The sequence below is a fragment of the Pseudomonas sp. Irchel s3a18 genome, from assembly GCF_900187535.1.
GTDB lineage: Bacteria > Pseudomonadota > Gammaproteobacteria > Pseudomonadales > Pseudomonadaceae > Aquipseudomonas.
Genome location: NZ_FYDV01000019.1, coordinates 41024 through 63599, shown reverse-complemented (window position 1 = coordinate 63599; position 22576 = coordinate 41024). Strand labels below are relative to the sequence as shown.

Here is a 22576-nt window from a genome sequence, read left to right as displayed (position 1 = left end):
CGCCAAATCTTGAAAGTCAGATCAAGCCTTTCTTCTGCTTGTAATCGCGAACAGCGGCCTTGATGGCGTCTTCAGCGAGAACCGAGCAGTGGATTTTCACTGGCGGCAGAGCCAGTTCTTCAGCCAGCTGAGTGTTCTTGATGGTTTCTGCCTCGTCCAGCGTCTTACCCTTCATCCACTCGGTGGCCAGGGAGCTGGAAGCGATGGCGGAACCGCAGCCATAGGTCTTGAACTTGGCATCTTCGATGATACCGGCTTCGTTGACCTTGATCTGCAGGCGCATCACGTCGCCGCACGCCGGAGCGCCGACCATGCCGGTGCCGACATCAGGATCTTCCGCGTCCATCTTGCCGACGTTGCGCGGGTTTTCGTAGTGGTCGATGACCTTTTCGCTATAAGCCATGGTACTTATCCTCACTCATCAGAGAGTCGCTCTTCGGGCCCTGCACGCCTGCATTTCAATGCGCGTGACAGGACCCATGTGCGGCGACTTATATATCAGTGTGCCGCCCACTCGATCTTCGAAATGTCGACGCCGTCTTTGTACATGTCCCACAGCGGCGACAGGGCGCGCAGCTTGGTGACGGCCTCGCAGACTTTCTGCGCGGCGTAATCGATTTCTTCTTCGGTGGTGAAACGGCCGAAGGTGAAGCGGATCGAGCTGTGTGCCAGTTCGTCGTTGCGGCCCAGGGCGCGCAGTACGTACGAAGGCTCAAGGGACGCCGAGGTGCAGGCCGAACCGGACGACACCGCCAGATCCTTGAGCGCCATGATCAGCGACTCGCCTTCGACGTAGTTGAAGCTCAGGTTCAGGTTGTGCGGTACACGGGCAGTCATGCTGCCGTTGACGTACAGTTCTTCGAGGTCTTCGACCTGCTTGAAGAAACGGTCGCTCAAGGCTTTGATGCGAACGCTTTCGGCAGCCATGTCTTCCTTGGCCACGCGGAACGCTTCACCCATGCCAACAATCTGGTGGGTCGCCAGGGTGCCGGAACGCATGCCACGCTCGTGACCGCCGCCGTGCATGGTCGCTTCCAGGCGAACACGCGGCTTGCGGCTCACGTACAGCGCGCCGATGCCTTTTGGACCGTAGGTCTTGTGCGCCGAGAACGACATCAGGTCGACCTTCAGCTTTTGCAGGTCGATTTCGACCTTGCCGGTGGACTGCGCGGCGTCGACGTGGAACAGAATGCCCTTGGAGCGGGTCAGTTCGCCGATGGCCGCGATGTCGTTGACGGTGCCGATTTCGTTGTTCACGTGCATCACCGACACCAGGATAGTGTCATCGCGCAGCGCGGCTTCGATCATCTCGGGCGTCACCAGGCCATCTTCACGCGGGTCAAGGTAAGTCACCTCGAAACCTTCACGCTCCAGTTGGCGCATGGTGTCGAGGACCGCCTTGTGCTCGATCTTGGTGGTGATCAGGTGCTTGCCCTTGCTGCCGTAGAAATGCGCGACACCCTTGATTGCCAGGTTGTCGGACTCGGTGGCACCGGAGGTCCAGACGATTTCACGCGGGTCGGCGTTGACCAGGTCAGCGACCTGGCGGCGAGCGTTTTCGACCGACTCTTCGGCCTTCCAGCCGAATACGTGGGAACGGGACGCCGGGTTACCGAAGTTTCCGTCGACCAGCAGGCATTCACTCATTTTTTGCGCGACACGCGGATCAACCGGGGTGGTCGCAGAGTAATCAAGGTAAATCGGCAATTTCATGGACTATCTCCTAAATCAGGCTGGCTGGCGTGCCGCTAGCTCTTGGGCTGTCATTCGACGGCGGACGCTTCAATCTTGTCCAGACGCGGCGTCTTGCTGTTGCAACGACGCTGGTCCTGACGCTGGGCTACTTCTTGTACCTCACGGCGAGTGACAAGATCAGCCAAGCTGATACCGCTGAGAAATTCGTGGATTTGCAGGCTCAGATCACACCACAAGTGGTGGGTCAGACAGGTGTCGCCACCATGGCAATCACCCAGCCCCTGGCATTTGGTTGCATCGACCGATTCGTTCACCGCATCAATGACCTGAGCCACCTGGATCCCCTGCATATCACGCGACAGCTGGTAGCCGCCGCCTGGACCGCGAACACTGGACACCAGGTTGCTGCGGCGCAGTTTGGCGAAAAGCTGTTCGAGGTAGGACAGGGAAATGCCTTGGCGCTCGGAGATATCAGCCAGGGACACCGGCCCATGCTGCGCGTGCAACGCCAGGTCAAGCATGGCGGTGACAGCGTATCGGCCTTTTGTAGTCAGTCGCATGGACAATTACCACGGAGTTTCGGGATGGGGACGAGTATGCAATTCCCGAGTATTTAAGTCAACTATAAGACCTAGTACTTTAGTCAGGTTTACCCGCAAAAGAGCGCGCGCACTATAGCAAAGTCTGCGGCTTAATGGCACACCCGTGAGGTGCACCACACAGCCGCGACACACACCACGCCATCAGCTCGCCTGGCTTTCATCCTTGCCCTTCACACAGGCGAAGTCTTCCTCGCGCAGCGAGGGCAGGTCCTTGGCACAATACGGGCTACCCAGATCCTTCAGCGCGCCGCACATATCCTCCAGCCGACCGTCCACCGCCTGCAGGTGATCCAGCAACTGGCCAATGGCACGCGCCACCGGGTCCGGCATGTCTTCGCTGACGCCATAGGCGTCGAACCCAAGCTTCTCGGCCATGGCCTTGCGCTTGGCTTCCTGTTCGTCATCAGACTTGACGATGATCCGCCCAGGAATCCCGACCACCGTCGCCCCCGCCGGCACCGCCTTGGTCACGACGGCATTGGAGCCGACCTTGGCCCCAGCGCCCACCGTGAACGGCCCCAGCACCTTGGCGCCCGCCCCCACCACCACGCCATCTTCCAGCGTCGGGTGGCGCTTGCCTTTGTTCCAACTGGTGCCGCCCAGGGTCACGCCCTGATACAGGGTGACGTCATTGCCGATCTCAGCGGTTTCGCCGATGACGATGCCCATGCCGTGGTCGATAAAGAAGCGCCGGCCGACCTTGGCGCCCGGATGAATCTCGATCCCGGTCAGCCAGCGACCGAAGTTCGACACCAGTCGCGCCAGCCATTTCCAGCCCATGCCCCACAACGCCGACGACAGGCGATGAATCCAGATGGCGTGCATGCCCGGGTAGCAGGTCAGCACCTCAAACGCATTACGTGCCGCCGGGTCGCGGTGGAAAACGCTCTGGATATCTTCACGCAAACGCTCGAACATCATTAATCCTTCCGTTTAAGGAGCTCACCACGGGCCGCTTTCTGGGTTTCCGTGAGGATGCCACGCAAAATATTCATTTCCGCCCGGCTCACCGAGCTTCGACCGTACAACCGACGCAGGCGCGCCATCAAGTGCCGTGGCTTTTCCGGATCAAGGAACTCAATGGCCACCAGGGTCTGCTCCAGGTGCTCATAGAATCGCTCCAGCTCATCCATGGTCGCCAGCTCACCGCTTTTGGTGGACGCCACCTCATCTTTCTCGACCTTGCTTGGCTGGCCCTGTGCCGCCAGCCAGGACATGCGCACTTCATAGCTGAGCACCTGCACCGCCGCCCCGAGATTCAGCGAACTGAACTCAGGATCCGAGGGGATGTGCACGTGAAAATGACATCGCTGCAGCTCTTCATTGGTCAGACCGGAATCTTCACGACCGAACACCAGAGCGATCTCGGCGCCCTGCCCGGCCTCTTCAACCACTTTACTGCCGCACTCACGCGGATCGAGCAACGGCCAGGGGATGCGACGATCCCGGGCACTGGTGCCCAGCACCAGGTTGCAGCCCACCAGGGCATCTTCCAGAGTGGCGACAACCTGGGCGTTTTCCAGGATGTCGCCGGCACCGGAGGCCCGCGCATCGGCTTCGTGGTGCGGAAAAATCCGCGGTTCGACCAGCACCAGCCGCGACAGCCCCATGTTCTTCATGGCACGCGCAGCCCCGCCGATATTGCCCGGATGGCTGGTATTGACCAGGACGACACGAATGTTCTGCAGCAAGGGAGGCGCTCTCTGACAGGGGATTTGGCGGCAAATCTTACAGTTCATCCAGGCATCCTGCCTCAAATATTACTGCCTGGCCCGACCCCACTCACTGTCGCCATGCTGCACCGACGCGCGCCTGTCGCCCGCCATGAATCGCAACGACGCCCCGCCCGGGCCCATTGACCGCTCGTCAAAAAGCCCGCGCTTTTAAAGGGCCAGATGCAAAGTTAAGCCACGAAAACGAACGTCGTCGTTCATCTGTAGAAACTTTCTGCTAGAATGCTCGGCTTTCTTTAACAACCTTAGGTGACACATCCATGCAGCCCATGCTGAATATCGCGCTGCGCGCCGCCCGCAGCGCCAGTGAATTGATTTTCCGCTCCATCGAGCGCCTGGATACCATCAAGGTCGACGAAAAAGACGCCAAGGACTACGTGTCCGAAGTTGATCGCGCGGCCGAACAGAAAATCGTCGATGCCCTGCGCAAGGCCTACCCGAACCACTCGATCCTGGGTGAAGAGACCGGCATGCACGCCGGCACCGGTATCGAAGGCGAAGAATACCTGTGGATCATCGACCCTCTGGACGGTACCACCAACTTCCTGCGTGGCATTCCACACTTCGCCGTGAGCATTGCCTGCAAATACCGTGGCCGCCTGGAACACGCCGTGGTCCTGGACCCGGTTCGCCAGGAAGAATTCACCGCCAGCCGTGGCCGTGGCGCCCAGCTCAACGGTCGTCGCCTGCGTGTAAGCGGCCGTACCAGCCTTGACGGCGCCCTGCTGGGCACGGGCTTCCCGTTCCGCGACGACCAGATGGACAACCTCGACAACTACCTGGGCATGTTCCGCAGCCTGGTTGGCCAGACCGCCGGCATCCGTCGCGCTGGCGCAGCAAGCCTGGACCTGGCCTACGTGGCCGCTGGCCGCTTCGACGCCTTCTGGGAGTCGGGCCTGTCCGAGTGGGACATGGCAGCAGGCGCCCTGCTGATCCAGGAAGCAGGCGGCCTGGTGAGCGACTTCACCGGCGGTCACGACTTCCTTGAAAAAGGCCACATCGTTGCCGGCAACACCAAATGCTTCAAGGCAGTCCTGACGGCCATCCAGCCGCACCTGCCAGCCTCGCTGAAACGCTAAGCGATTGGCATACAAAGGCACCCTTCGGGGTGCTTTTTTATGCCTGAAATTCGTACTCAGGAACACCACATCCCACAGGGATGCATGGCGACGCGAAAACTCCGCGCACAAAAAAGCACCCCGCAGGGCAATACCGATCAGTTAAGGAGATGAGGTCGAATGTGTAGGAGCGAGCGTGCTCGCGATGAACTCAAGAGCAACGCGTTTAATCAGAAAACACGCGCTATCGTTAACGTCCATCGCGAGCACGCTCGCTCCTACAAAGGTCGGCGCTCGCTTAACTGACTGGCATTGCCCCGCAGGGTGCTTCTTGTTGAGCTTGAGTTCAGCGGATCACTGAGCCGGTTCGTTCTGCCCCAGGATCAGCTGACCTTCCTTGTCGACCGGAATCTGGTTACCCGGATCACGATCCATACGCACCTTGCCTTCCTTGCCAGCCAGCGAATAACGCACGTCGTAGCCTACGACCTTCTCACTGATGTCATTGACCGTGTTGCATCGGGTTTGCGTGGTGGTGTAGGTATCACGCTCCTGCATGCCTTCCTGCACCTTGTTGCCGGCGTAACCGCCGCCCACCGCACCCGCGACCGTGGCGATTTTCTTACCGCTACCGCCACCGATCTGGTTGCCCAGCAGACCACCCGCCACCGCCCCCAGTACGGTACCGGCGATCTGGTGTTGATCTTTTACCGGCGCTTGCCGGGTAACAGCGACATCCTTGCAGACTTCACGTGGCGTCTTGATCTGTTGTTTGACCGGCTCGACCGCCAACACCTGAGCGTACTCAGGGCCGCTTTTTACCAGCTTATAGGTGGCAACAGCCCCCCCAGCAGTGACAGCGACAGCACCTAGCACCGCACCAACCAGCATCGACTTGTTCACATGAACCTCCTGACCATCACATGCGGGATAAACCCGCGCTTCTCCCAGCCTTGGAGCACAAAAAAAGGCGCGAGTTCAATACTCGCGCCTTTTCAGATATTACCAGAAGGAATGACGCCTCAAGGACGGTCGTCCACTTCCTTCTCGGTGTTGGCAGGAGGAATCAGGTCCTCGCTGCTCAGGTTCAGCCAGATCAGCACCACGTTGGCGATGTAGATCGACGAGTAGGTACCCGCCAGCACACCGATGAACAGCGCAATGGAGAAGCCGTACAGGTTGTCGCCACCGAAGAACAACAGGGCCGCGATCGCCAACAAGGTGGAGATCGAGGTTGCCATGGTGCGCAACAGGGTTTGCGTGGTCGAGATGTTGATGTTCTCGATCAGGCTGGCCTTGCGCAGCACCCGGAAGTTCTCACGCACCCGGTCGAATACCACGATGGTGTCGTTGAGCGAGTAGCCGATGATCGCCAGCACCGCCGCCAGCACCGTCAGGTCGAAGGTGATCTGGAAGTACGACAGGATACCGATGGTCACGATCACGTCGTGGATCAAGGATACGATCGCACCGACCGCAAACTTCCACTGAAAGCGGAACGCCAGGTACAGCAGGATGCCGCCCAGCGCCATCAGCATGCCGAGGCCGCCCTGGTCGCGCAGCTCTTCACCCACCTGCGGGCCGACGAACTCGACGCGTTTGACCACGGCCGAGTTGTCGCCACCGGACTTCTGCAGCGCTTCAGCCACCTTTTGACCCAGCAGCGGGTCATCGCCCGGCATCCGCACCAGCAAGTCGGTGGTCGCACCGAAGCTCTGGACCACGGCGTCGTTATAGCCCGACGAGGCCAGTTGCTCGCGCACCTTGGTCACATCGGCCGGACGCTCGTAGGTCAGCTCGATGAGCGTACCGCCGGTGAAGTCCAGCCCCCAGTTCATGCCCTTGGTGACGCAGCTGAACAATGCCAGGACCGTAAGGAACAATGTGATGCCGAACGCAACGTTGCGAACGCCCATGAAGTTGATTGTACGTAACATGGCAGCCCCTTAAATCCACAACTTCTTGAAGTCACGACCGCCGAAGATCAGGTTGACCATCGCGCGGGTCACCATGATGGCCGTGAACATCGAGGTAAAGATCCCGAGGGACATGGTCACTGCGAAGCCCTTGACCGGGCCGGTGCCCATGGCAAAGAGGATGCCGCCGACCAGCAAGGTGGTCAGGTTGGCGTCGAGAATCGCGGTAAATGCCCGGCCGAAGCCTTCGTTGATTGCACGCTGCACGGTCATGCCCGCGGCGATCTCTTCACGGATCCGCGAGAAGATCAGCACGTTGGCGTCGACCGCCATACCCATGGTCAAGACGATACCGGCGATACCCGGCAGGGTCAGGGTTGCACCCAGCAGCGACATCAGGGCCAGCAGCAACACCATGTTCACCGACAAAGCGACGGTGGCGATGATGCCGAAGAAGCGGTAGATGGCGATGATGAACAGCGAGACAAACAGCATGCCCCACAGCGATGCATCGATACCCTTGGTGATGTTGTCAGCACCCAGGCTTGGACCGATAGTACGTTCTTCAGCAAAATACATCGGTGCCGCCAGACCACCGGCGCGCAGCAACAGGGCCAGCTCCGAGGATTCGCCCTGACCGGTCAGGCCAGTGATGCGGAACTGGGCACCCAGCGGCGACTGGATGGTCGCCAGGCTGATGATCTTCTTCTCTTCCTTGAAGGTCTGGACCGGCACGTCTTTCTCGACGCCGTTGACCATCTGCTTGACGTAGGTGGTCACCGGGCGCTGCTCGATGAAGATCACCGCCATGCTGCGGCCGACGTTCGAACGGGTCGCACGGTTCATCAGCTCGCCGCCGTGACCGTCCAGGCGAATGTTCACTTCCGGCGAGCCTTGCTCACCGAAACCGGCCTTGGCGTCAGTCACCTGGTCACCGGTGATGATCAGCCCACGCTCGATGAGCGCAGGAGGACGGTTGCCCTCACGAAACTCGAAGGTTTCGGAAGTGGCTTTCGAAGCACCCGGCTCTGCGGCCAGACGGAACTCAAGGTTGGCCGTCTTGCCCAGGATACGCTTGGCTTCGGCAGTGTCCTGCACGCCTGGCAGCTCGACCACGATGCGGTTGGCACCCTGGCGCTGAACGATAGGCTCGGCTACACCCAGCTCATTGACGCGGTTACGTACCGTGGTCAAGTTCTGCTTGATGGAGTATTCGCGGATTTCCGCCAGCTTGGCCGGGGTCATCGCCAGACGCAGTACCGGCTGACCGTTGAGGTCGGCGGGAACAATGTCGAAATCGTTGAAGTTCTTGCGGATCAGCGTACGGGCCTGTTCGCGGGCTGCTTCATCAGTGAAGCCCAGCTGAATGGCGCCACCCAGTTGCGGCAGGCTGCGATAGCGCAGACGCTCTTTACGCAACAGGCTCTTGACGTCGCCTTCGTAGACTTTCATGCGGGCATCGAGGGCTTTGTCCATGTCCACTTCCAGCAGGAAGTGCACACCACCGGACAAGTCCAGACCCAGCTTCATCGGGTGCGCGCCAAGGCTGCGCAGCCATTGCGGGGTGGTTTGTGCCAGGTTCAGCGCGACAACATAATCATCGCCCAGTGCCTTGCGCACGACGTCCTTGGCTGGAAGTTGGTCTTCCTGTTTGGTCAGGCGTACCAGACCGCCCTTGCCTTTTTCCGCCAGAGTGGCGGCCTTGACGTTGATCCCGGCCTCGTTGAGCGCTTTGCTCACACGATCCAGATCCGCCTGAGTCACCTGCAGCGCAGTACTTGCACCACTGACCTGAATGGCCGGATCGTCAGGGTATAGATTGGGAGCGGAATAAATCAGACCGACCGCCAGCACCGCCAGGATCAGTACGTATTTCCACAGAGGGTATTTGTTCAGCATCACGCCGCCCGCTTATGACGCGGGGCGCCTTGCGCGCCCCGTCGATTGGTAGAAGATGAAACTTAGATCGCTTTCAGCGTGCCTTTTGGCAGCGTGGCAGCGATGGCGCCTTTCTGGAACTTCAGCTCTACCGAGTCAGAAACTTCAAGAACAACGAAATCATCAGCTACTTTGGTGATCTTGCCGGCGATACCGCCAGTGGTCACAACTTCATCACCTTTTTGCAGGCTGCTGAGCAGGTTCTTCTGCTCTTTAGCGCGCTTGGCCTGTGGACGCCAGATCATCAGGTAGAAGATGACCAGGAAGCCCACCAGGAAGATCCACTCAAAGCCAGTGCCAGCAGGGCCAGCAGCAGGTGCAGCGGCGTCAGCCATCGCATTCGAGATAAAAAAGCTCATTTAGCACTCCAGTTGCAGAATTAGTGTCTTAAACGTTTTAAAACTCAGTCCAAAGGCGGAACAGGCAACCCGCGCTTGGCATAGAAGGCATCGACAAAGGCGGCCAATGTACCCTGTTGAATAGCCTCGCGCAAACCAGCCATAAGCACTTGATAATGGCGCAAGTTATGGATGGTATTGAGCATGCTCCCCAGCATTTCGCCGCACTTGTCCAGGTGATGCAGATAAGCGCGGGAGAAGTTCTGGCAGGTATAGCAATCGCAGGTCGGATCGAGCGGCGAATCATCATGGCGATGGAACGCGTTACGGATCTTCAGCACGCCAGTATCAATGAACAGATGCCCGTTGCGGGCATTACGGGTTGGCATCACGCAATCGAACATGTCCACCCCGCGGCGCACACCCTCAACCAAGTCTTCCGGCTTGCCAACACCCATAAGGTAACGAGGTTTGTCAGCCGGCATCTGGCCCGGCAGATAATCCAGCACCTTGATCATTTCGTGCTTGGGCTCGCCCACCGACAGGCCGCCAATAGCCAGGCCATCGAAACCGATCTTGTCGAGGCCTTCCAGGGAGCGCATGCGCAGGTCCTGGTGCATGCCGCCCTGAACGATGCCGAACAGCGCCGCCGTGTTGTCGCCATGGGCTTCTTTCGAACGCTTGGCCCAACGCAGGGACAATTCCATGGAAATACGGGCGACGTCTTCGTCGGCCGGGTACGGCGTGCACTCGTCAAAGATCATCACAATGTCGGAGCCCAGGTCACGCTGGACCTGCATCGACTCTTCCGGCCCCATGAACACCTTGGCGCCATCCACCGGAGAGGCGAAGGTCACGCCCTCCTCCTTGATCTTGCGCATGGCACCCAGGCTGAACACCTGGAAACCACCGGAGTCGGTCAGGATCGGGCCTTTCCACTGCATGAAATCATGCAGGTCGCCGTGCTTCTTGATCACTTCGGTGCCAGGACGCAGCCACAGGTGAAAGGTGTTTCCCAGGATGATCTCGGCGCCGGTGGCCTCGATATCGCGGGGCAACATGCCCTTGACCGTGCCGTAAGTACCCACGGGCATGAACGCCGGGGTCTCGACGGTGCCGCGCGGGAAGGTCAGGCGACCACGACGAGCCTTGCCGTCGGTGGCCAAAAGCTCAAAAGACATACGACAGGTGCGACTCATGCTGTTTCCTCAGGGCCCGATTCACTAGGGGCAGTCGGCGCTGGATTACGGGTGATGAACATCGCATCACCGTAGCTGAAAAAGCGGTATCCATGCTCGACCGCGGCCTTGTAGGCCGCCATGGTTTCGGGATAACCGGCGAATGCCGAAACCAGCATCAACAGCGTGGATTCAGGCAAATGGAAGTTGGTGACCAGGGCATCGACCACATGGAACGGTCGGCCCGGGTAGATAAAGATATCGGTGTCGCCGCTGAACGGCTTGAGCACGCCATCACGGGCCGCGCTTTCCAGCGAGCGCACACTGGTGGTCCCCACGGCCACCACACGCCCACCGCGAGCCCGGCAAGCCGCGACCGCATCCACCACATCCTGGCCGACTTCCAGCCATTCGCTGTGCATGTGGTGATCTTCAAGGCGCTCGACACGCACCGGCTGGAAAGTGCCAGCGCCGACGTGCAGGGTCACGAACGCAGTCTCGATGCCCTTGGCGGCAATCGCCTCCAGCAACGGCTGATCGAAATGCAGCCCCGCCGTCGGTGCCGCCACCGCGCCCAGGCGCTCGGCGTACACCGTCTGATAACGCTCGCGGTCCGAACCTTCGTCCGGGCGGTCTATATAAGGAGGCAGCGGCATATGCCCGACACGGTCGAGCAACGGCAGCACTTCTTCGGCAAACCCCAGTTCGAACAATGCATCGTGGCGCGCCAGCATCTCGGCTTCGCCACCGCCGTCGATCAGGATCTTCGAACCAGGCTTGGGTGACTTGCTGGAACGCACATGGGCCAGCACGCGATGACGGTCGAGCACCCGTTCCACCAGGATTTCCAGCTTGCCGCCGGAAGCCTTCTGGCCAAACAGCCGCGCCGGAATCACCCGGGTATTGTTGAACACCATCAGATCGCCCGGGAGCAAATGCTCAAGCAAATCAGTGAATTGACGGTGTGCCAGAGCGCCGCTAGGCCCATCGAGGGTCAGCAGGCGACTGCCGCGCCGCTCGGCCAAAGGGTGGCGAGCGATCAGCGAATCAGGGAGTTCGAAAGTAAAGTCAGCAACGCGCATGATGGGGTTCGTCTAGCAGGGCCGGGAAGTCTAGCGGAAATAGTGAAAATAGACCATGAAACCTGATTGACCAACGGTAAACTCGTCTCTATACTTCGCCGCCATTGAGCCCTGATGGCGGAATTGGTAGACGCGGCGGATTCAAAATCCGTTTTCGAAAGGAGTGGGAGTTCGAGTCTCCCTCGGGGCACCATCTGCATGTTTTTACCTGTCTCTGGCAGTGTATAAAACGACACGAAACAACATGAAAAGCCCGCCCTGTGCGGGCTTTCTTGTTTCTGGCTGTATCTAGCCGTCTCTCCCTATACTTCCCCTTCTTGTATCCCCCCTTGTATCCTCAGAAAAGTTCATAACTTTGGGATACAAGAATGAAGCGCTCAGATATCAAGCGCCGCCCTCTCGCCGATACCGTGCTGACCAGCCTGGAGCCAGAAGAGAAGGAATTTCGAGAGCTCGACAGCAACGGCCTCTACTTTCGGGTTAAAGCGAACGGCGGGAAGTCCTGGCAGCTGCGCTACAAGAAGCCGGGCGGCAACTGGGCCTGGCTTGGTCTTGGGGGCTACCCTGAAGTAAGCGGGACATTGGCGAGAAGCAGAGCCGCCGATCTACGCAAGACAGTCAGCGACGGTATAGACCCGCTTGAGCAGAAGCGCGCCGACAAGGCAGCAATTGAAACATCGAAGACCAGAACATTTCGCGCCGCCGCCAATGGCTGGCTACAGGCCAAGGTAGAAAAGGGCCTTGCTGATTCGACGCTCAACAAGATTCGCACCTACCTAGACAAGGACATACTCCCAGCTCTGGGTGACAAGCCACTGGACGAAATAACCCGCACCGACTGCGCCGCCCTTCAAGCATCAATCGAGGCTCGCGACGCCCATAACGTGGCAGAGAAGTGCCGCACCTGGGTCAATCAGATATTCGGTCGAGCCATTGGCCTAGGCCTGACTGAGAACGACCCCGCCAGTCGGTTGCGCGATATAGCCGCCCCTGCCCCCAAGACAAAGCAGCACCCTCACCTACTGGAGCCCGAGCTACCCGACTTCATTCGGGCACTCAAAACCACCACCAGCCGACTACCAGCCCGAACCGCCGCTTGGCTCTGCATCTGGACGGCATCCCGTCCCGGTATGGTTCGCCTTGCTGAATGGTCGGAAATCGACCTGAGTACCGCCACCTGGACAACTCCAGCCGCAAAAATGAAGATGCGCCGCAACCATGTGGCACCTCTCCCTACTCAAGCGATAGACGCGCTACGTGAACTGTATCGAGTGACGGGACGCAGCCGTTGGCTGTTCCCAGGTGTTGGCCCAAAGAACCCAACCATCAGTGAAAACACAATCAACAAGGTGTTTGCCGGAGTTGGATATAAAACTCGCCTCGTCGGGCATGGCACCCGCCATACGGCCAGCACCCTGCTGCGCGAACACAGCTGGCCGAAAGACCACATAGAAGCGCAACTCGCCCACAAGGAAGAGGGAATCTCAGGCATCTACAACAAGGCCCAGTACCTGGAGCAGCGCGCCACCATGATGCAATGGTATGCGAACTATCTAGATGGCCTAGCTAGCGGCACAGTTCTCCAGGGCGATTTTGCCAAGAGGGCCTGATCCAGGCCTTCCATTGCGCTCATAGACAGATATAGACTGAACGCCATTACTGTTCAGATAGCCAGTGTTTACCTTTAGCTGTGCTTACTTTGTCTAGTCAAAGTAGGCACTCACGCATCGCCTGGCTAGCTATCTACTGCAAAAGGGGAGCGCCTTGGGGGGCGGTATGACACACGAAGCCAGCTATGTTTCGCTAGAGACCTCATGTTCGTTGCTGAAGACAACGAATCCGACCTTGCTAGGCGCTATAGCTGATCAGCTCTGCTCTATTGTAGAGCCAGAATCTGAATTCAATCCTGAAACCATTTACGTGAATGGCAATTCAGATCCTGACAGCCGTCCTCCAGTTACCTATCTAGACATCTCAAAATACTTCAGGAAAGCCACTGGTAAGTTTGTGCCGGTACTTTTTGAAACCCCATATGAGGTTGTCGAATCACGCACTGTGATGGTCAACCGTGAATGGCTCAGGGGTAAAGTTGAAGCGGCTAGAGAAAGGCTTGGACAAATCCAGCCAGCCCAAGTCGAAACCGTCCATAGCTCTCAAATCCTTAAAATGGCAAATGCGAGTTTCTACAGCGTTTTTGAAGACCAGCCTGCAGCCTTAGATGCTCGCGGGTACAAAGACCTTCAAAAAAGGCTAGAAATTCAAAATGATCAGAGGAAAGCTCAAGTCGCGGCGAGTAAAGACGCGATCGCAAGACGCGATGCCGAGGAGCAAATCTCAGTCCTAAAGGCGCTACTCATTGAGTCTCAATCAAAAGAAAAAGTGGTTACCGAGGAAAATCGGAGCCTCTATAACGAACTGAGAGCAAAAGACAGGAAAATACAAGAGAAGAAGCAGCAAATTGGTGCTCTATCAGAAAAGCTGTCGACATTTGCAACCTGCTTCAACCCCCACCACCCTCTGCACCCCCCAAAATTGATGGAGGCGTTTGAGTGCTGGCAGACACTGACTAAAAATGGCGAACACAATCCATCTGGCCCAGGTGGACGTGGATCAATCTCCTTGGTTTTGGACTGGCTTCACCAGAGAGGCGACGAAAAAGCGGGGACATTAAAAATTCCAAGCGCAAAAACCAAGCGCCTTTCAGTAATCGTTGGCTGGCGAGGATTAGGTAGCGGGGCAATAAGGTCCAAGTAATAGGTCACCCATTCCAAGCCCTAGCAAACACTGAGAAATCCCTCTGGAAAAGCTTATAAATTAAAGGGATAGGTCACCTATTACCAATAATAGGTGACCTATCCTGTGGATAACCTTCGCATTCAATCTGTATTCCGTCACTTACAGCGATAACGGGATACACATATGGATTTCACTCGCGACAAAACCGCTACCTGCAACATCCAACACCTCGACCCTGCCACCACAATAATTCGTATACCTGAACTGTCGGCAATTACTGGCGTAGCACGCGCCACTGTCTACAAGCGCCTCAAAGACGATCCGACGTTTCCCCGTCCTGTTCCGCTGAGCAACAGCAAGTCGCGCGGCTCACCGGTTGGCTTTGTATTGGCCGAGGTACAGGCTTGGGTTCGCCAGCGCATCGCTCTGCGTAACGAGGTGGCCTAAAATGAAAAAGGCCACGATCCCCGAAGAGAAACGTAGCCTGTCGCACGGCGATATTGTCACTGTCCCCCTGGCTCAATACAAAGGTGAGGCGCGAGCTGACAGCCGTGTCCTGGCTGCGCAACTGGGTAACCAACATGAAAACACCTACGACCTGATTAAGCGATACGAAGCGGATTTCCGCCAACTTGGGGTTCTCCGGTTTGAAACCGGAAAACCCTCTGCTGGCTTGCAAGGTGGTCGCCCGGAGGCTTATGCCCTGCTCAATGAAGACCAGAGCTATCTGCTGCTGACCTACAGCCGTAACACTCCGAAAGTCCGGGCACTCAAAATCAGCCTAGTGAAAGCGTTCTGCGAGACCCGTTACGGGAACGCCTGCCAGACGCTGGAAGCAGCGAAGAAAGAAGCAAGCCAGAGCGGAAGCCGGCTGGCTCATTGGCGCCATAAAAAGCCGGGACTCCATCAGCATGTCGCGCACTTGCGGGAACAACTGCAGCTCACCCTCGGTCTGGAGGATGTGCGCCCTTGAATACCGCGCAACCATTCCTTCCCCTTGCCATGCATTCCCGTAAGCGTTATGGTTTGTCCGTCGCTGCAAATTCAGCGACCGGGTTTTGCAGCCCGAACATCGTTAGGCGCATAAGCGCCACCGTCTCGAAAGCTGGCGTTTTTTTTATGCCTGCTATTTCGTTTTATGGTGGCTGTGCGTGGGGCGCTTTCGAGCGCGCCGGGTTCCTAACGTCCCGGTCTGCAAACCTGCGCACAGCCGCCACCCAATTCTGTTTTGCAGCAGGTAGTGGCGGTTCCTCAACGTTAGGAGCTGATCCCATGCAGCAGCACATCCACGCCCTTAATCCGTCCAGCACCCACCAAGCAATCGCCCTGATCGGCGCCGAACTGATCGCCTACCGCGTCAATCGCTTGCCTGAGCAACGTGCCCACCTTCTTGGCCTGGTGCAAATGGCCGATACCCTCGGCGCCCTGAGCAGCACAGACCGCGCCACACTCGCCACAACGCTGACCGTCGAGGGGGCTTAATGAACACCCTCAACTGCACGCCTGATAAATCGATTGTCGACCTGAACAGCGATCAACGCCGCACGCTGATCGACCTCATTGAGGTCGAGCGCAATCACGCCTCCCACTGGTGGACGATGCTCAACGAAATGCGCTGCCGTGGCGAGCTGCCTAACTGGGTGAAAGACCAGTCTATCGGGAGCAGTCCGGACCATGACCGCTGGTTAACTGATTGCTCCTACACCAACAAGGCGTTGTTCGGGCGTGCCTATGTGCGCGGTGAAGCAAGCCAGCAGATGTTTCGCTGCAACCCTGATCTGAGGGCCTAACTCATGACGAATTTTCAACACTGCCAATCGGCGGTGACGCCCCCGGCTTGCCTGGAGAAAGTCACCGGGCCGTCTTATGTCAGCCATCACCAAGCCACACCGGTCCTGTTCCGTGAAGCGCTCCAGGCGACCTATGGACTTCTCGACTGGCTGCCCGTGGATGACGGTCTGATCCATCGCTTCCACGTTCCCGGCGACAAGGCCGGCAGCCACAACGGCTGGTATGTGCTGTTCGTCGATGGCATTGCCTCGGGCGCGTTTGGCAGTTGGAAAACGGGGGGCACCAGCACCTGGTGCAGCCGTGAACCTGCTGATCTGCGCGAAGCCGAGCAGGTGCGCCAGCGCATCGAGCAAGCCAAGCGCCAACGCGAAGCCGAGCAGCAACAGCGCCAGCTCAAGGCAGCGATCCGTGCTCAGCGTTGGTGGCGCGATGCACGCCGCGCTGATCCTGCCCACCCATACCTCATCAACAAGGGCGTCCGTCCACATGGCCTGCGCCAGTGTGGCGACGCATTGCTGGTGCCGCTGTATGTCAGTGGCGAGCTGGTCAACCTGCAACGCATTGCCAGCGACGGCAGCAAGCGCTTTCTGGCGGGTGGCCGGGTCAAGGGAAGCTATTCGCCCTTGGGCAGCATCGTGCAGGGTCAACCGCTGTGCATCTGTGAAGGCTGGGCCACGGGCGCCACGCTGCACCAACACGGCTACGCCGTCGCCTGCGCCATGAACAGCGGGAACCTCAAGGCCGTGGCACTAGCGCTACGCGCCCGATACCCAGACCTGAACATCATCATCGCCGGCGACGACGACCGGCTCACCGACGGTAATCCGGGACGCACGGCCGCCAATGCCGCCGCCGCGCTCGTGGGTGGCCAAGTGGCTTTCCCGGAGTGGCCGGAGGGCGCCCCCGCGGACCTCACCGACTTCAACGACCTCGCCAACTGGAAACTCGCCAATGTCCCAGCCTGACAGCAACGTCATCAGCCTTCGGCCAGATGCGCCGACCATTGCGCCTGAGCGCCCCTGCTGGGCCGTGTACGAGCATTGGGTAACCAATGAGAAGGGGCGCAAGCTGCGCCCGGGTGTGTACCGCCACGGGTTCAAGCGCGCAGCCGGCCAGGATGAAGACGACGCCGACAGCGACACCAACGACCGCCCGATCATCGATGAGTGGATCGCCAGCCCGGTGACCGTGACGGCCCGGACCACCAATAGCGACGACGGCAGCGAGGGACGCTTGCTGCGCCTGTTCACCGACAGCGGCATCAAGGAATGGATCATTCCCATGGAGGTGTTCGGCGGCAGTGGCGAGGATGCCCGCCGCCAGCTGTTCGGCATGGGCGTCATCATTGCGCTGAAAAAGCGCGCCGCCTTTATGGAGTACCTGCTGGACCAGCGTCCCGAAGAGGTGTTCGCCACCACGAGCCGTCCGGGCTGGCATGAGTCGGGCGCCTTTGTCTTGCCTGGCCGCACCCTTGGCAGCGACCAGGTGCGTTATCAGGCCAGCGGCAAAGGCCAGAACCTGTTCAGCGTGCGCGGCGAGCTGGCGCTCTGGCAAACCGAAGTCGCCGCCAAGTGCGCGGGCAACCCGGTGCTGACCCTGGCGATCGGCTGCGCGCTGGCCGGACCGCTGCTGAGTCTGGTTGGTGTGCTCGGTGGCGGTGTGCACCTGGTGGGCGACAGTTCCAGCGGCAAGTCCCTGGCGCAGTTGATTGGCTCATCGGTGTGGGGTGACCCGGGCGTGTTCGCTGCCAGCTGGGACATGACCAAGGGTGGCTTGGAGATCGAGGCTGCCGGGCGCAATGACACCCTGTTGCCGTTGGATGAAATTAAGCGCGCCGATCCGAAGCGCGTCCAGGAAATGGCCTACTCGCTGGCCAACGGTCAAGGCAAGGGCACCATGACCCGCGAGCGCGAAGGTCGGGCCAAGCTGAGCTGGCGCCTGCTCACCCTGTCCAGCGGCGAACGCTCCTTGTCCGAACACGCCGCCATTTCCGGCAATGCGGCCCACGCGGGGGCCGAGCTGCGCATGGTCGACGTGAACGCCGGTACACGCACACACCGGGCCTTTGATGAGTTGCACGGCCTGGAGGGTGCCGACTTCCACCGCCTGCTCACCGTGGCCGTGAGTGCCCACCATGGCCACCTTGGGTCAGCATTCGTCGAGCAACTGCTCGCCAGCGACGACCGCCCCGGTCTACTGGAAGACTTCGCCAACGTGCGCGCCAAGTTCGTCGAGGACAACGCACAGGCCGGCCGGGTGGCCGACCGCTTCGCCGTAATTGCCCTGGCCGGGGAAATGGCGATCGCCTATGGCCTGTTGCCTTGGGCACCGGGTAACGCCCTGACCGACTGCCAGTTGCTGTATGGCGAGTGGCTGGCGCGGGTCGGCGGCGGCAATGCCGAAGACCGGCAGATCCTCGCCGGCATCCTCGACTTTATCGACAAGCACGGCAGCAGCCGCTTCTCCGATGTGGATGACCAAACGCCAGACACCAAGGTGTTCAACCGGGCCGGGTACTGGGAGTTATCCATGGGCAAGCGCCTGTACCTTTTTAACAAGTCGGCACTGGTCGAGGCGGCCAATGGCTACGGCCTAAGTCGTGTGGTCAAGGCGCTGGACGGTGCGGGTGCGTTCGCCAAGCGCGACACCGATAGAGAGAGCCGCAAGACCAAGAAATATCGCCTGCCCGGTGGTGGGTCCGCGCGTCTGTATGTCGTCGATACCGAAGCCATGGACATGGAGGCCGCCAGCGTATGACCAGCCAACACCAATGGCCAACTTCACAGGAACCTAGTTTTGTGGGGAACGCGGGGAACAGTGGGAACAGCCAATGTTTCCGTGGCTTTAGGCTGTTCCCCCTTATTGAGATGTTGGGGGAACAGGGGGAACACACACCTGTTTTTCAATAAGCGACCCTGCCTCTGCCTTGCGATCTGGCTGCAGTTGTCACGGGCCCCGGCTCCGACGGAGGTGCGCGGCACATAGGGCATGGCCAGCCGTCGATCCACCACACCCAAAATTTTGGAGACTCGTCGATAGTGTACGGATGAAGCCGGCCAGAGAGAGGGGTGAATAACATCAAATTAATGCCCTAGCTCTGGGGTGATAGCAGGCCGCTGCGGTTCAACCCTGGCGGCCTTTTATTCATCCTGTAGTGGTCGGTCACCCATTTACATGGGCTACATGACAGCTCAAGAAGCGCACCGAGACATCAGCCATTACCTGATGCATCGGTACAACTGTATTCGCCCCCATCAATTCAACGGAGGGCTGGGGCCAGCTCAGACCGAGAGAAAACTAACGTCGTGTCCGGGATTAGTTGACCACCACAGTATTCATTTCCGCGGTTTGAAATACCCTGCGGAAATTTGGAACCAAGAGACCTAATGCAATATGCTCCCCGGCCAAGAATCCGGCACACCCTGAGCGGCGTACCCATACAAGAGACTGCGAGAACAAACATGGACGGTTGGCAGATCGAGCTTTTGCATGCATTGGACATGGCCAGTGACGAGAACGTTATCTTTGGCCTAATCCTGGAAGCCAGCCTTGCGCTGGGTTTCAACTACTGCGCCTATGGCCTGCAGATTCCCTACCCACTCTCGAGCCCCAAGGCCATCATGCTGAACAATTACCCCCAGTCCTGGCGGGAACGCTACAGCAACGCCAGGTACCTCGCGACAGACCCGACCATCCTTCAGGGACGACAATCGGAACGCCCTATCCTCTGGAATGACCAGCTCTATGCAGAAACACCCGAGCTCTGGGAAGAGGCGCGTGGATTCGGTCTGTGTAAGGGACTTTCTCAATCCAGGCTCAATGCCGGCGGTACAGGCGGAATGCTGACAGTCGCAAGGACTGACGGTGACATCAGCGAACGTGAACTGCACCATAATGGCGAAAAGCTGCAATGGCTGGCGAGCACCGCCCATAGCGCGCTGTGGGGTATCCTGACCAAACGCCACAGGACGGCGGAGGATCCTGACCTCACAGACCGTGAGCGGGAAATCCTGAGGTGGACAGCTGACGGCAAGTCTGCTGGCGAAATCGCCGACCTACTGACGGTTTCCAAGAACACTATCGACTTCCATATCAAGAACGCCATACGCAAACTCCAGACAGCCAACAAGACCGCCGCGGTCGTTCGAGCGGCCTTGCTCGGCCTGCTTTTCTAGGACTAGGCAATGCCCATTCCCGGTGCATGGTCAGCCTGGTAGGCGGACGCTTCATGCCAATTGAATGAACGGTGCAACTACCTTTTTTGGTAGGTTACACAACTAGGTCCGGTGTATCTAATAGCTCCGCAAACGGAAAGTTGCGGAGCGAGAGAAATGGAATTCATTACCGGCACCTTTGAAACATTGGACGCCCACATGCTTTCAGCCATGGCGTCATACCGATATCAGGTTTTCGTCAAGCAACTGGGCTGGGAACTCGATTGTGAAGAAGATTCAGAGTTCGACCAATTTGACAGGGAAGATACCGTTTACATTCTGGCCCTTGATGAGGAAAAGAATGTAATCGGCGTGGCTCGTCTATTAAGCACGGCCACCCCTTACCTGCTGAGCGAAGTATTTCCGGAACTAATGGCTGGTCAGCCGCTACCGGCCAGCGAACACGTCTGGGAGCTGTCGCGTTTCGCCGCCGCCGGTCCCTCGCAACGGCGCATCGGCAGCCAGATTTCCTCGCCCAACGCCATCGCCCTGATGCAGGCCACTCTGCGCTGCGCCGCGCATTATGGGGCACAGAAGCTCATCACCGTGTCCCCACTAGGCATAGAGCGCTTACTGCGAAACGTGGGAATCGATGCGTTCCGAGCAGGCCAAGCATGCAACAAGTATGGCCAACACCTCTATGCCTCCTGGATCACCGTGAATTGACAGGCGCCTTCTCGCCCGGCGCCATCGTTACTACTCACCCTATCTGGAAAACACCATGAGCCTCGACCTGATCAATGATCACTGGTACGCGAAAGCCACCGTGCGCAGCACACCACGAATCATCGTTCCCGATTATGACGGCCAACAAATCATCTATCCCGTTTCTCGTTGCGCGATGTGTGAGCATCCGCTCATTCGCGAACACGGGCCAGAGTTGAAGGCATATATATTGACCCAAGCGGCATACCAGTTCCTCTACAACGTCGGCTTGCTGGAAACAAAGTTCATCATTCAGTGCTGCCTCGATATGTTGCACGACAAGTTTCCAGGCATTGGCGACACTGAAAAACTGCAAGCGCTGACCGTTATCATCGATGAAGGCTATCACGCGCATGTTGCGCTGGATTACCTCACCCAGATGAATGCAAAAAGTGGCATCGAGGCCATCGAAGTTCCACAGACCAACCAAAAACTGGATGCGACAGCGCGCGCCTATGCGCAACTCCCGGAGTCACTGCACAAGGAGTTCCAGCTTCTCGCGGTCACTATCGCAGAAAACGTGCTGACCGACGAAGTGGCGAATCTGGGGCGAGAGAGGGAACTGAGCAAATCATTCACGACGCTGATGACCGATCACGTCCGTGACGAAGGTCGTCATTCCCGCTTCTTTGCCGATCTGATGAAAAAACGCTGGCCTACCCTACCGGAAAGTACCCGCGAGCGATTCGGCCTGATGCTACCCGCCTATCTCGACGACTTCCTCGACATCGATCGCGAACGACGCTTCGAGCGGCGCATCCTGGCCCATTGCGGCCTCTCGCCCGAGCAGGCTGAACAGGTAATCCACGAATCCGACCCGACCTTCCATGCCGACCATGCACGCATGAAGAAGTCGATCCTCCAGCGCCTGTATCGGCTGCTCCGGCAGATGGGCATCCTCGACCTGCCCCAGGTCAGGGAAGCATTTGCCAACCGCGATTACGCCTGCGCCTGACCAGAGGTAAATGTTCGTGAAGACGCTGATCATCGACAACCATGACTCCTTCACCTACAACCTGTTCCAGTTCATGGGCCAGGTGTGTGGTGAAGAACCAGACGTATACACCAATGATGTCTCGCCGCTGGTCATCAACCTAGCGCGCTACGACGCCATCATCATCTCCCCCGGCCCCGGAACACCGGCACGCCGGGCCGATACTGGGCTAAGCGAAGACGTTATCCGCGATGCCTGCGTACCGGTGCTGGGTGTCTGCCTTGGGCATCAGTGCATGGCACACCTGCACGGGATGGATATCGTGCATGCCCCTGAGCCGATGCACGGACGTCTGAGCCGGATCAGCCATGACGGCGAGGGCGTGTTTGTCGGCCTGCCAGCCGACCTTACCGTGGTGCGCTACCACTCGCTGGTGATTCGGAAAATCAAGTCCCCCTTTGTGGTCAGCGCTTGGGATGAAAACGGCATGATCCACGGCATTCGCCACAAGGATCGCCCCATGCATGGCATCCAGTTCCATCCCGAGTCCATCTGCACCGAGGCAGGCCTACAGATGCTGAGCAACTTCCGCGACCTAGCACACCGGCACCAGGCCGGTCGCTGCTGAAGGCCCTTTGCCTCTTTTATCGGAGAAT

Annotated in this window: 24 protein-coding genes, 1 tRNA gene and 1 pseudogene; 15 read left to right on the top strand and 11 right to left on the bottom strand. The window is 58.7% G+C overall.

The features are described from left to right. Nucleotides 1-16 precede the first annotated feature (16 nt). The 5 genes from iscU to trmJ form a co-directional block, all read right to left on the bottom strand. Nucleotides 17-403 (bottom strand): Fe-S cluster assembly scaffold IscU, encoded by a 387-nt coding sequence (gene iscU, locus CKW29_RS21500; RefSeq protein ID WP_028620148.1) that lies wholly within the window; start codon nucleotides 401-403, stop codon nucleotides 17-19. Nucleotides 404-498: 95 nt separating this feature from the next. After that, nucleotides 499-1713 carry an IscS subfamily cysteine desulfurase gene (locus tag CKW29_RS21495; RefSeq protein ID WP_095147110.1) on the bottom strand — a complete coding sequence of 405 codons (1215 nt, stop codon included), beginning with the start codon at nucleotides 1711-1713 and terminating at the stop codon, nucleotides 499-501. Nucleotides 1714-1763: 50 nt separating this feature from the next. Further along, nucleotides 1764-2255, bottom strand: a complete 492-nt coding sequence (gene iscR, locus CKW29_RS21490) for a Fe-S cluster assembly transcriptional regulator IscR (RefSeq protein WP_019693470.1) — start codon at nucleotides 2253-2255, stop codon at nucleotides 1764-1766. A 183-nt stretch (nucleotides 2256-2438) separates the two neighbouring features. Next, on the bottom strand, nucleotides 2439-3215 hold the full coding sequence (gene cysE / locus CKW29_RS21485; protein ID WP_095149080.1) for a serine O-acetyltransferase: 777 nt from the start codon (nucleotides 3213-3215) through the stop codon (nucleotides 2439-2441). A 2-nt stretch (nucleotides 3216-3217) separates the two neighbouring features. Next, a complete protein-coding gene (trmJ, locus tag CKW29_RS21480; protein WP_095147111.1) occupies nucleotides 3218-3988 on the bottom strand; it encodes a tRNA (cytosine(32)/uridine(32)-2'-O)-methyltransferase TrmJ in 771 nt (256 codons plus the stop codon). Nucleotides 3989-4290: 302 nt separating this feature from the next. On the opposite strand from trmJ, the gene suhB reads away from it, so the two are divergent. After that, nucleotides 4291-5109, top strand: a complete 819-nt coding sequence (gene suhB / locus CKW29_RS21475) for an inositol-phosphate phosphatase (protein WP_095147112.1) — start codon at nucleotides 4291-4293, stop codon at nucleotides 5107-5109. Between the two features lie 333 nt (nucleotides 5110-5442). On the opposite strand, the gene CKW29_RS21470 is transcribed toward suhB, so the two are convergent. From CKW29_RS21470 to queA, 6 genes are all read right to left on the bottom strand, one after another. Further along, nucleotides 5443-5991: a glycine zipper 2TM domain-containing protein gene (locus CKW29_RS21470; protein WP_095079924.1), complete on the bottom strand. Its 549-nt coding sequence runs from the start codon at nucleotides 5989-5991 to the stop codon at nucleotides 5443-5445. Nucleotides 5992-6110: 119 nt separating this feature from the next. Continuing rightward, complete coding sequence (secF, locus tag CKW29_RS21465; RefSeq protein WP_095147113.1) at nucleotides 6111-7025, bottom strand: protein translocase subunit SecF; 915 nt, start codon at nucleotides 7023-7025, stop codon at nucleotides 6111-6113. A 9-nt stretch (nucleotides 7026-7034) separates the two neighbouring features. Beyond that, nucleotides 7035-8903 carry a protein translocase subunit SecD gene (gene secD, locus CKW29_RS21460; RefSeq protein WP_095149079.1) on the bottom strand — a complete coding sequence of 623 codons (1869 nt, stop codon included), beginning with the start codon at nucleotides 8901-8903 and terminating at the stop codon, nucleotides 7035-7037. 62 nt (nucleotides 8904-8965) lie between these two features. Next, the gene (gene yajC / locus CKW29_RS21455) at nucleotides 8966-9301 is read right to left on the bottom strand and encodes a preprotein translocase subunit YajC (RefSeq protein WP_095147115.1); all 336 of its coding nucleotides are present in this window, start codon (nucleotides 9299-9301) and stop codon (nucleotides 8966-8968) included. Nucleotides 9302-9345: 44 nt separating this feature from the next. Then, nucleotides 9346-10461 carry a tRNA guanosine(34) transglycosylase Tgt gene (tgt, locus tag CKW29_RS21450; protein WP_176465364.1) on the bottom strand — a complete coding sequence of 372 codons (1116 nt, stop codon included), beginning with the start codon at nucleotides 10459-10461 and terminating at the stop codon, nucleotides 9346-9348. A gap of 14 nt (nucleotides 10462-10475) precedes the next feature. Continuing rightward, on the bottom strand, nucleotides 10476-11540 hold the full coding sequence (queA, locus tag CKW29_RS21445; RefSeq protein WP_095149078.1) for a tRNA preQ1(34) S-adenosylmethionine ribosyltransferase-isomerase QueA: 1065 nt from the start codon (nucleotides 11538-11540) through the stop codon (nucleotides 10476-10478). 108 nt (nucleotides 11541-11648) lie between these two features. Here queA and CKW29_RS21440 point away from each other — a divergent pair. The 14 genes and pseudogenes from CKW29_RS21440 to CKW29_RS21375 all read left to right on the top strand — a co-directional run bounded on the left by CKW29_RS21440 (nucleotide 11649) and on the right by CKW29_RS21375 (nucleotide 22548). Continuing rightward, nucleotides 11649-11733 (top strand) — tRNA-Leu (locus CKW29_RS21440). Nucleotides 11734-11908: 175 nt separating this feature from the next. Continuing rightward, complete coding sequence (locus tag CKW29_RS21435; protein ID WP_095149077.1) at nucleotides 11909-13150, top strand: tyrosine-type recombinase/integrase; 1242 nt, start codon at nucleotides 11909-11911, stop codon at nucleotides 13148-13150. 166 nt (nucleotides 13151-13316) lie between these two features. Further along, on the top strand, nucleotides 13317-14294 hold the full coding sequence (locus CKW29_RS21430) for a hypothetical protein (protein ID WP_143496900.1): 978 nt from the start codon (nucleotides 13317-13319) through the stop codon (nucleotides 14292-14294). Between the two features lie 165 nt (nucleotides 14295-14459). Continuing rightward, the gene (locus tag CKW29_RS21425) at nucleotides 14460-14723 is read left to right on the top strand and encodes an AlpA family transcriptional regulator (RefSeq protein WP_095149075.1); all 264 of its coding nucleotides are present in this window, start codon (nucleotides 14460-14462) and stop codon (nucleotides 14721-14723) included. A 1-nt stretch (nucleotide 14724) separates the two neighbouring features. Continuing rightward, nucleotides 14725-15249 carry a Rha family transcriptional regulator gene (locus CKW29_RS21420; protein ID WP_095149074.1) on the top strand — a complete coding sequence of 175 codons (525 nt, stop codon included), beginning with the start codon at nucleotides 14725-14727 and terminating at the stop codon, nucleotides 15247-15249. A 299-nt stretch (nucleotides 15250-15548) separates the two neighbouring features. Further along, on the top strand, nucleotides 15549-15758 hold the full coding sequence (locus CKW29_RS21415; protein WP_095149073.1) for a hypothetical protein: 210 nt from the start codon (nucleotides 15549-15551) through the stop codon (nucleotides 15756-15758). Beyond that, complete coding sequence (locus CKW29_RS21410; protein WP_095149072.1) at nucleotides 15758-16066, top strand: hypothetical protein; 309 nt, start codon at nucleotides 15758-15760, stop codon at nucleotides 16064-16066. The genes CKW29_RS21415 and CKW29_RS21410 overlap by 1 nt, the downstream gene beginning before the upstream one ends. A gap of 3 nt (nucleotides 16067-16069) precedes the next feature. Beyond that, nucleotides 16070-17032, top strand: coding sequence for a toprim domain-containing protein (locus CKW29_RS21405; protein ID WP_095149071.1), 963 nt, complete (start codon nucleotides 16070-16072; stop codon nucleotides 17030-17032). Continuing rightward, a complete protein-coding gene (locus tag CKW29_RS21400) occupies nucleotides 17019-18824 on the top strand; it encodes a DUF927 domain-containing protein (RefSeq protein ID WP_095149070.1) in 1806 nt (601 codons plus the stop codon). Before CKW29_RS21405 ends, CKW29_RS21400 begins: the two co-directional genes overlap by 14 nt. 417 nt (nucleotides 18825-19241) lie before the next feature. Beyond that, nucleotides 19242-19390 (top strand): annotated as a pseudogene (locus tag CKW29_RS25860) (IS3 family transposase); the annotation flags it as partial. A gap of 138 nt (nucleotides 19391-19528) precedes the next feature. Continuing rightward, complete coding sequence (locus CKW29_RS21390) at nucleotides 19529-20242, top strand: autoinducer binding domain-containing protein (RefSeq protein ID WP_095149090.1); 714 nt, start codon at nucleotides 19529-19531, stop codon at nucleotides 20240-20242. Nucleotides 20243-20398: 156 nt separating this feature from the next. Continuing rightward, entirely contained in the window at nucleotides 20399-20947 is a 549-nt protein-coding gene (locus CKW29_RS21385) for an acyl-homoserine-lactone synthase (RefSeq protein WP_095149069.1), read from the top strand. Nucleotides 20948-21002: 55 nt separating this feature from the next. Continuing rightward, nucleotides 21003-21941: a diiron oxygenase gene (locus tag CKW29_RS21380; RefSeq protein WP_095149068.1), complete on the top strand. Its 939-nt coding sequence runs from the start codon at nucleotides 21003-21005 to the stop codon at nucleotides 21939-21941. A gap of 16 nt (nucleotides 21942-21957) precedes the next feature. After that, nucleotides 21958-22548: an aminodeoxychorismate/anthranilate synthase component II gene (locus CKW29_RS21375; protein WP_159950331.1), complete on the top strand. Its 591-nt coding sequence runs from the start codon at nucleotides 21958-21960 to the stop codon at nucleotides 22546-22548. Nucleotides 22549-22576 lie beyond the last annotated feature (28 nt).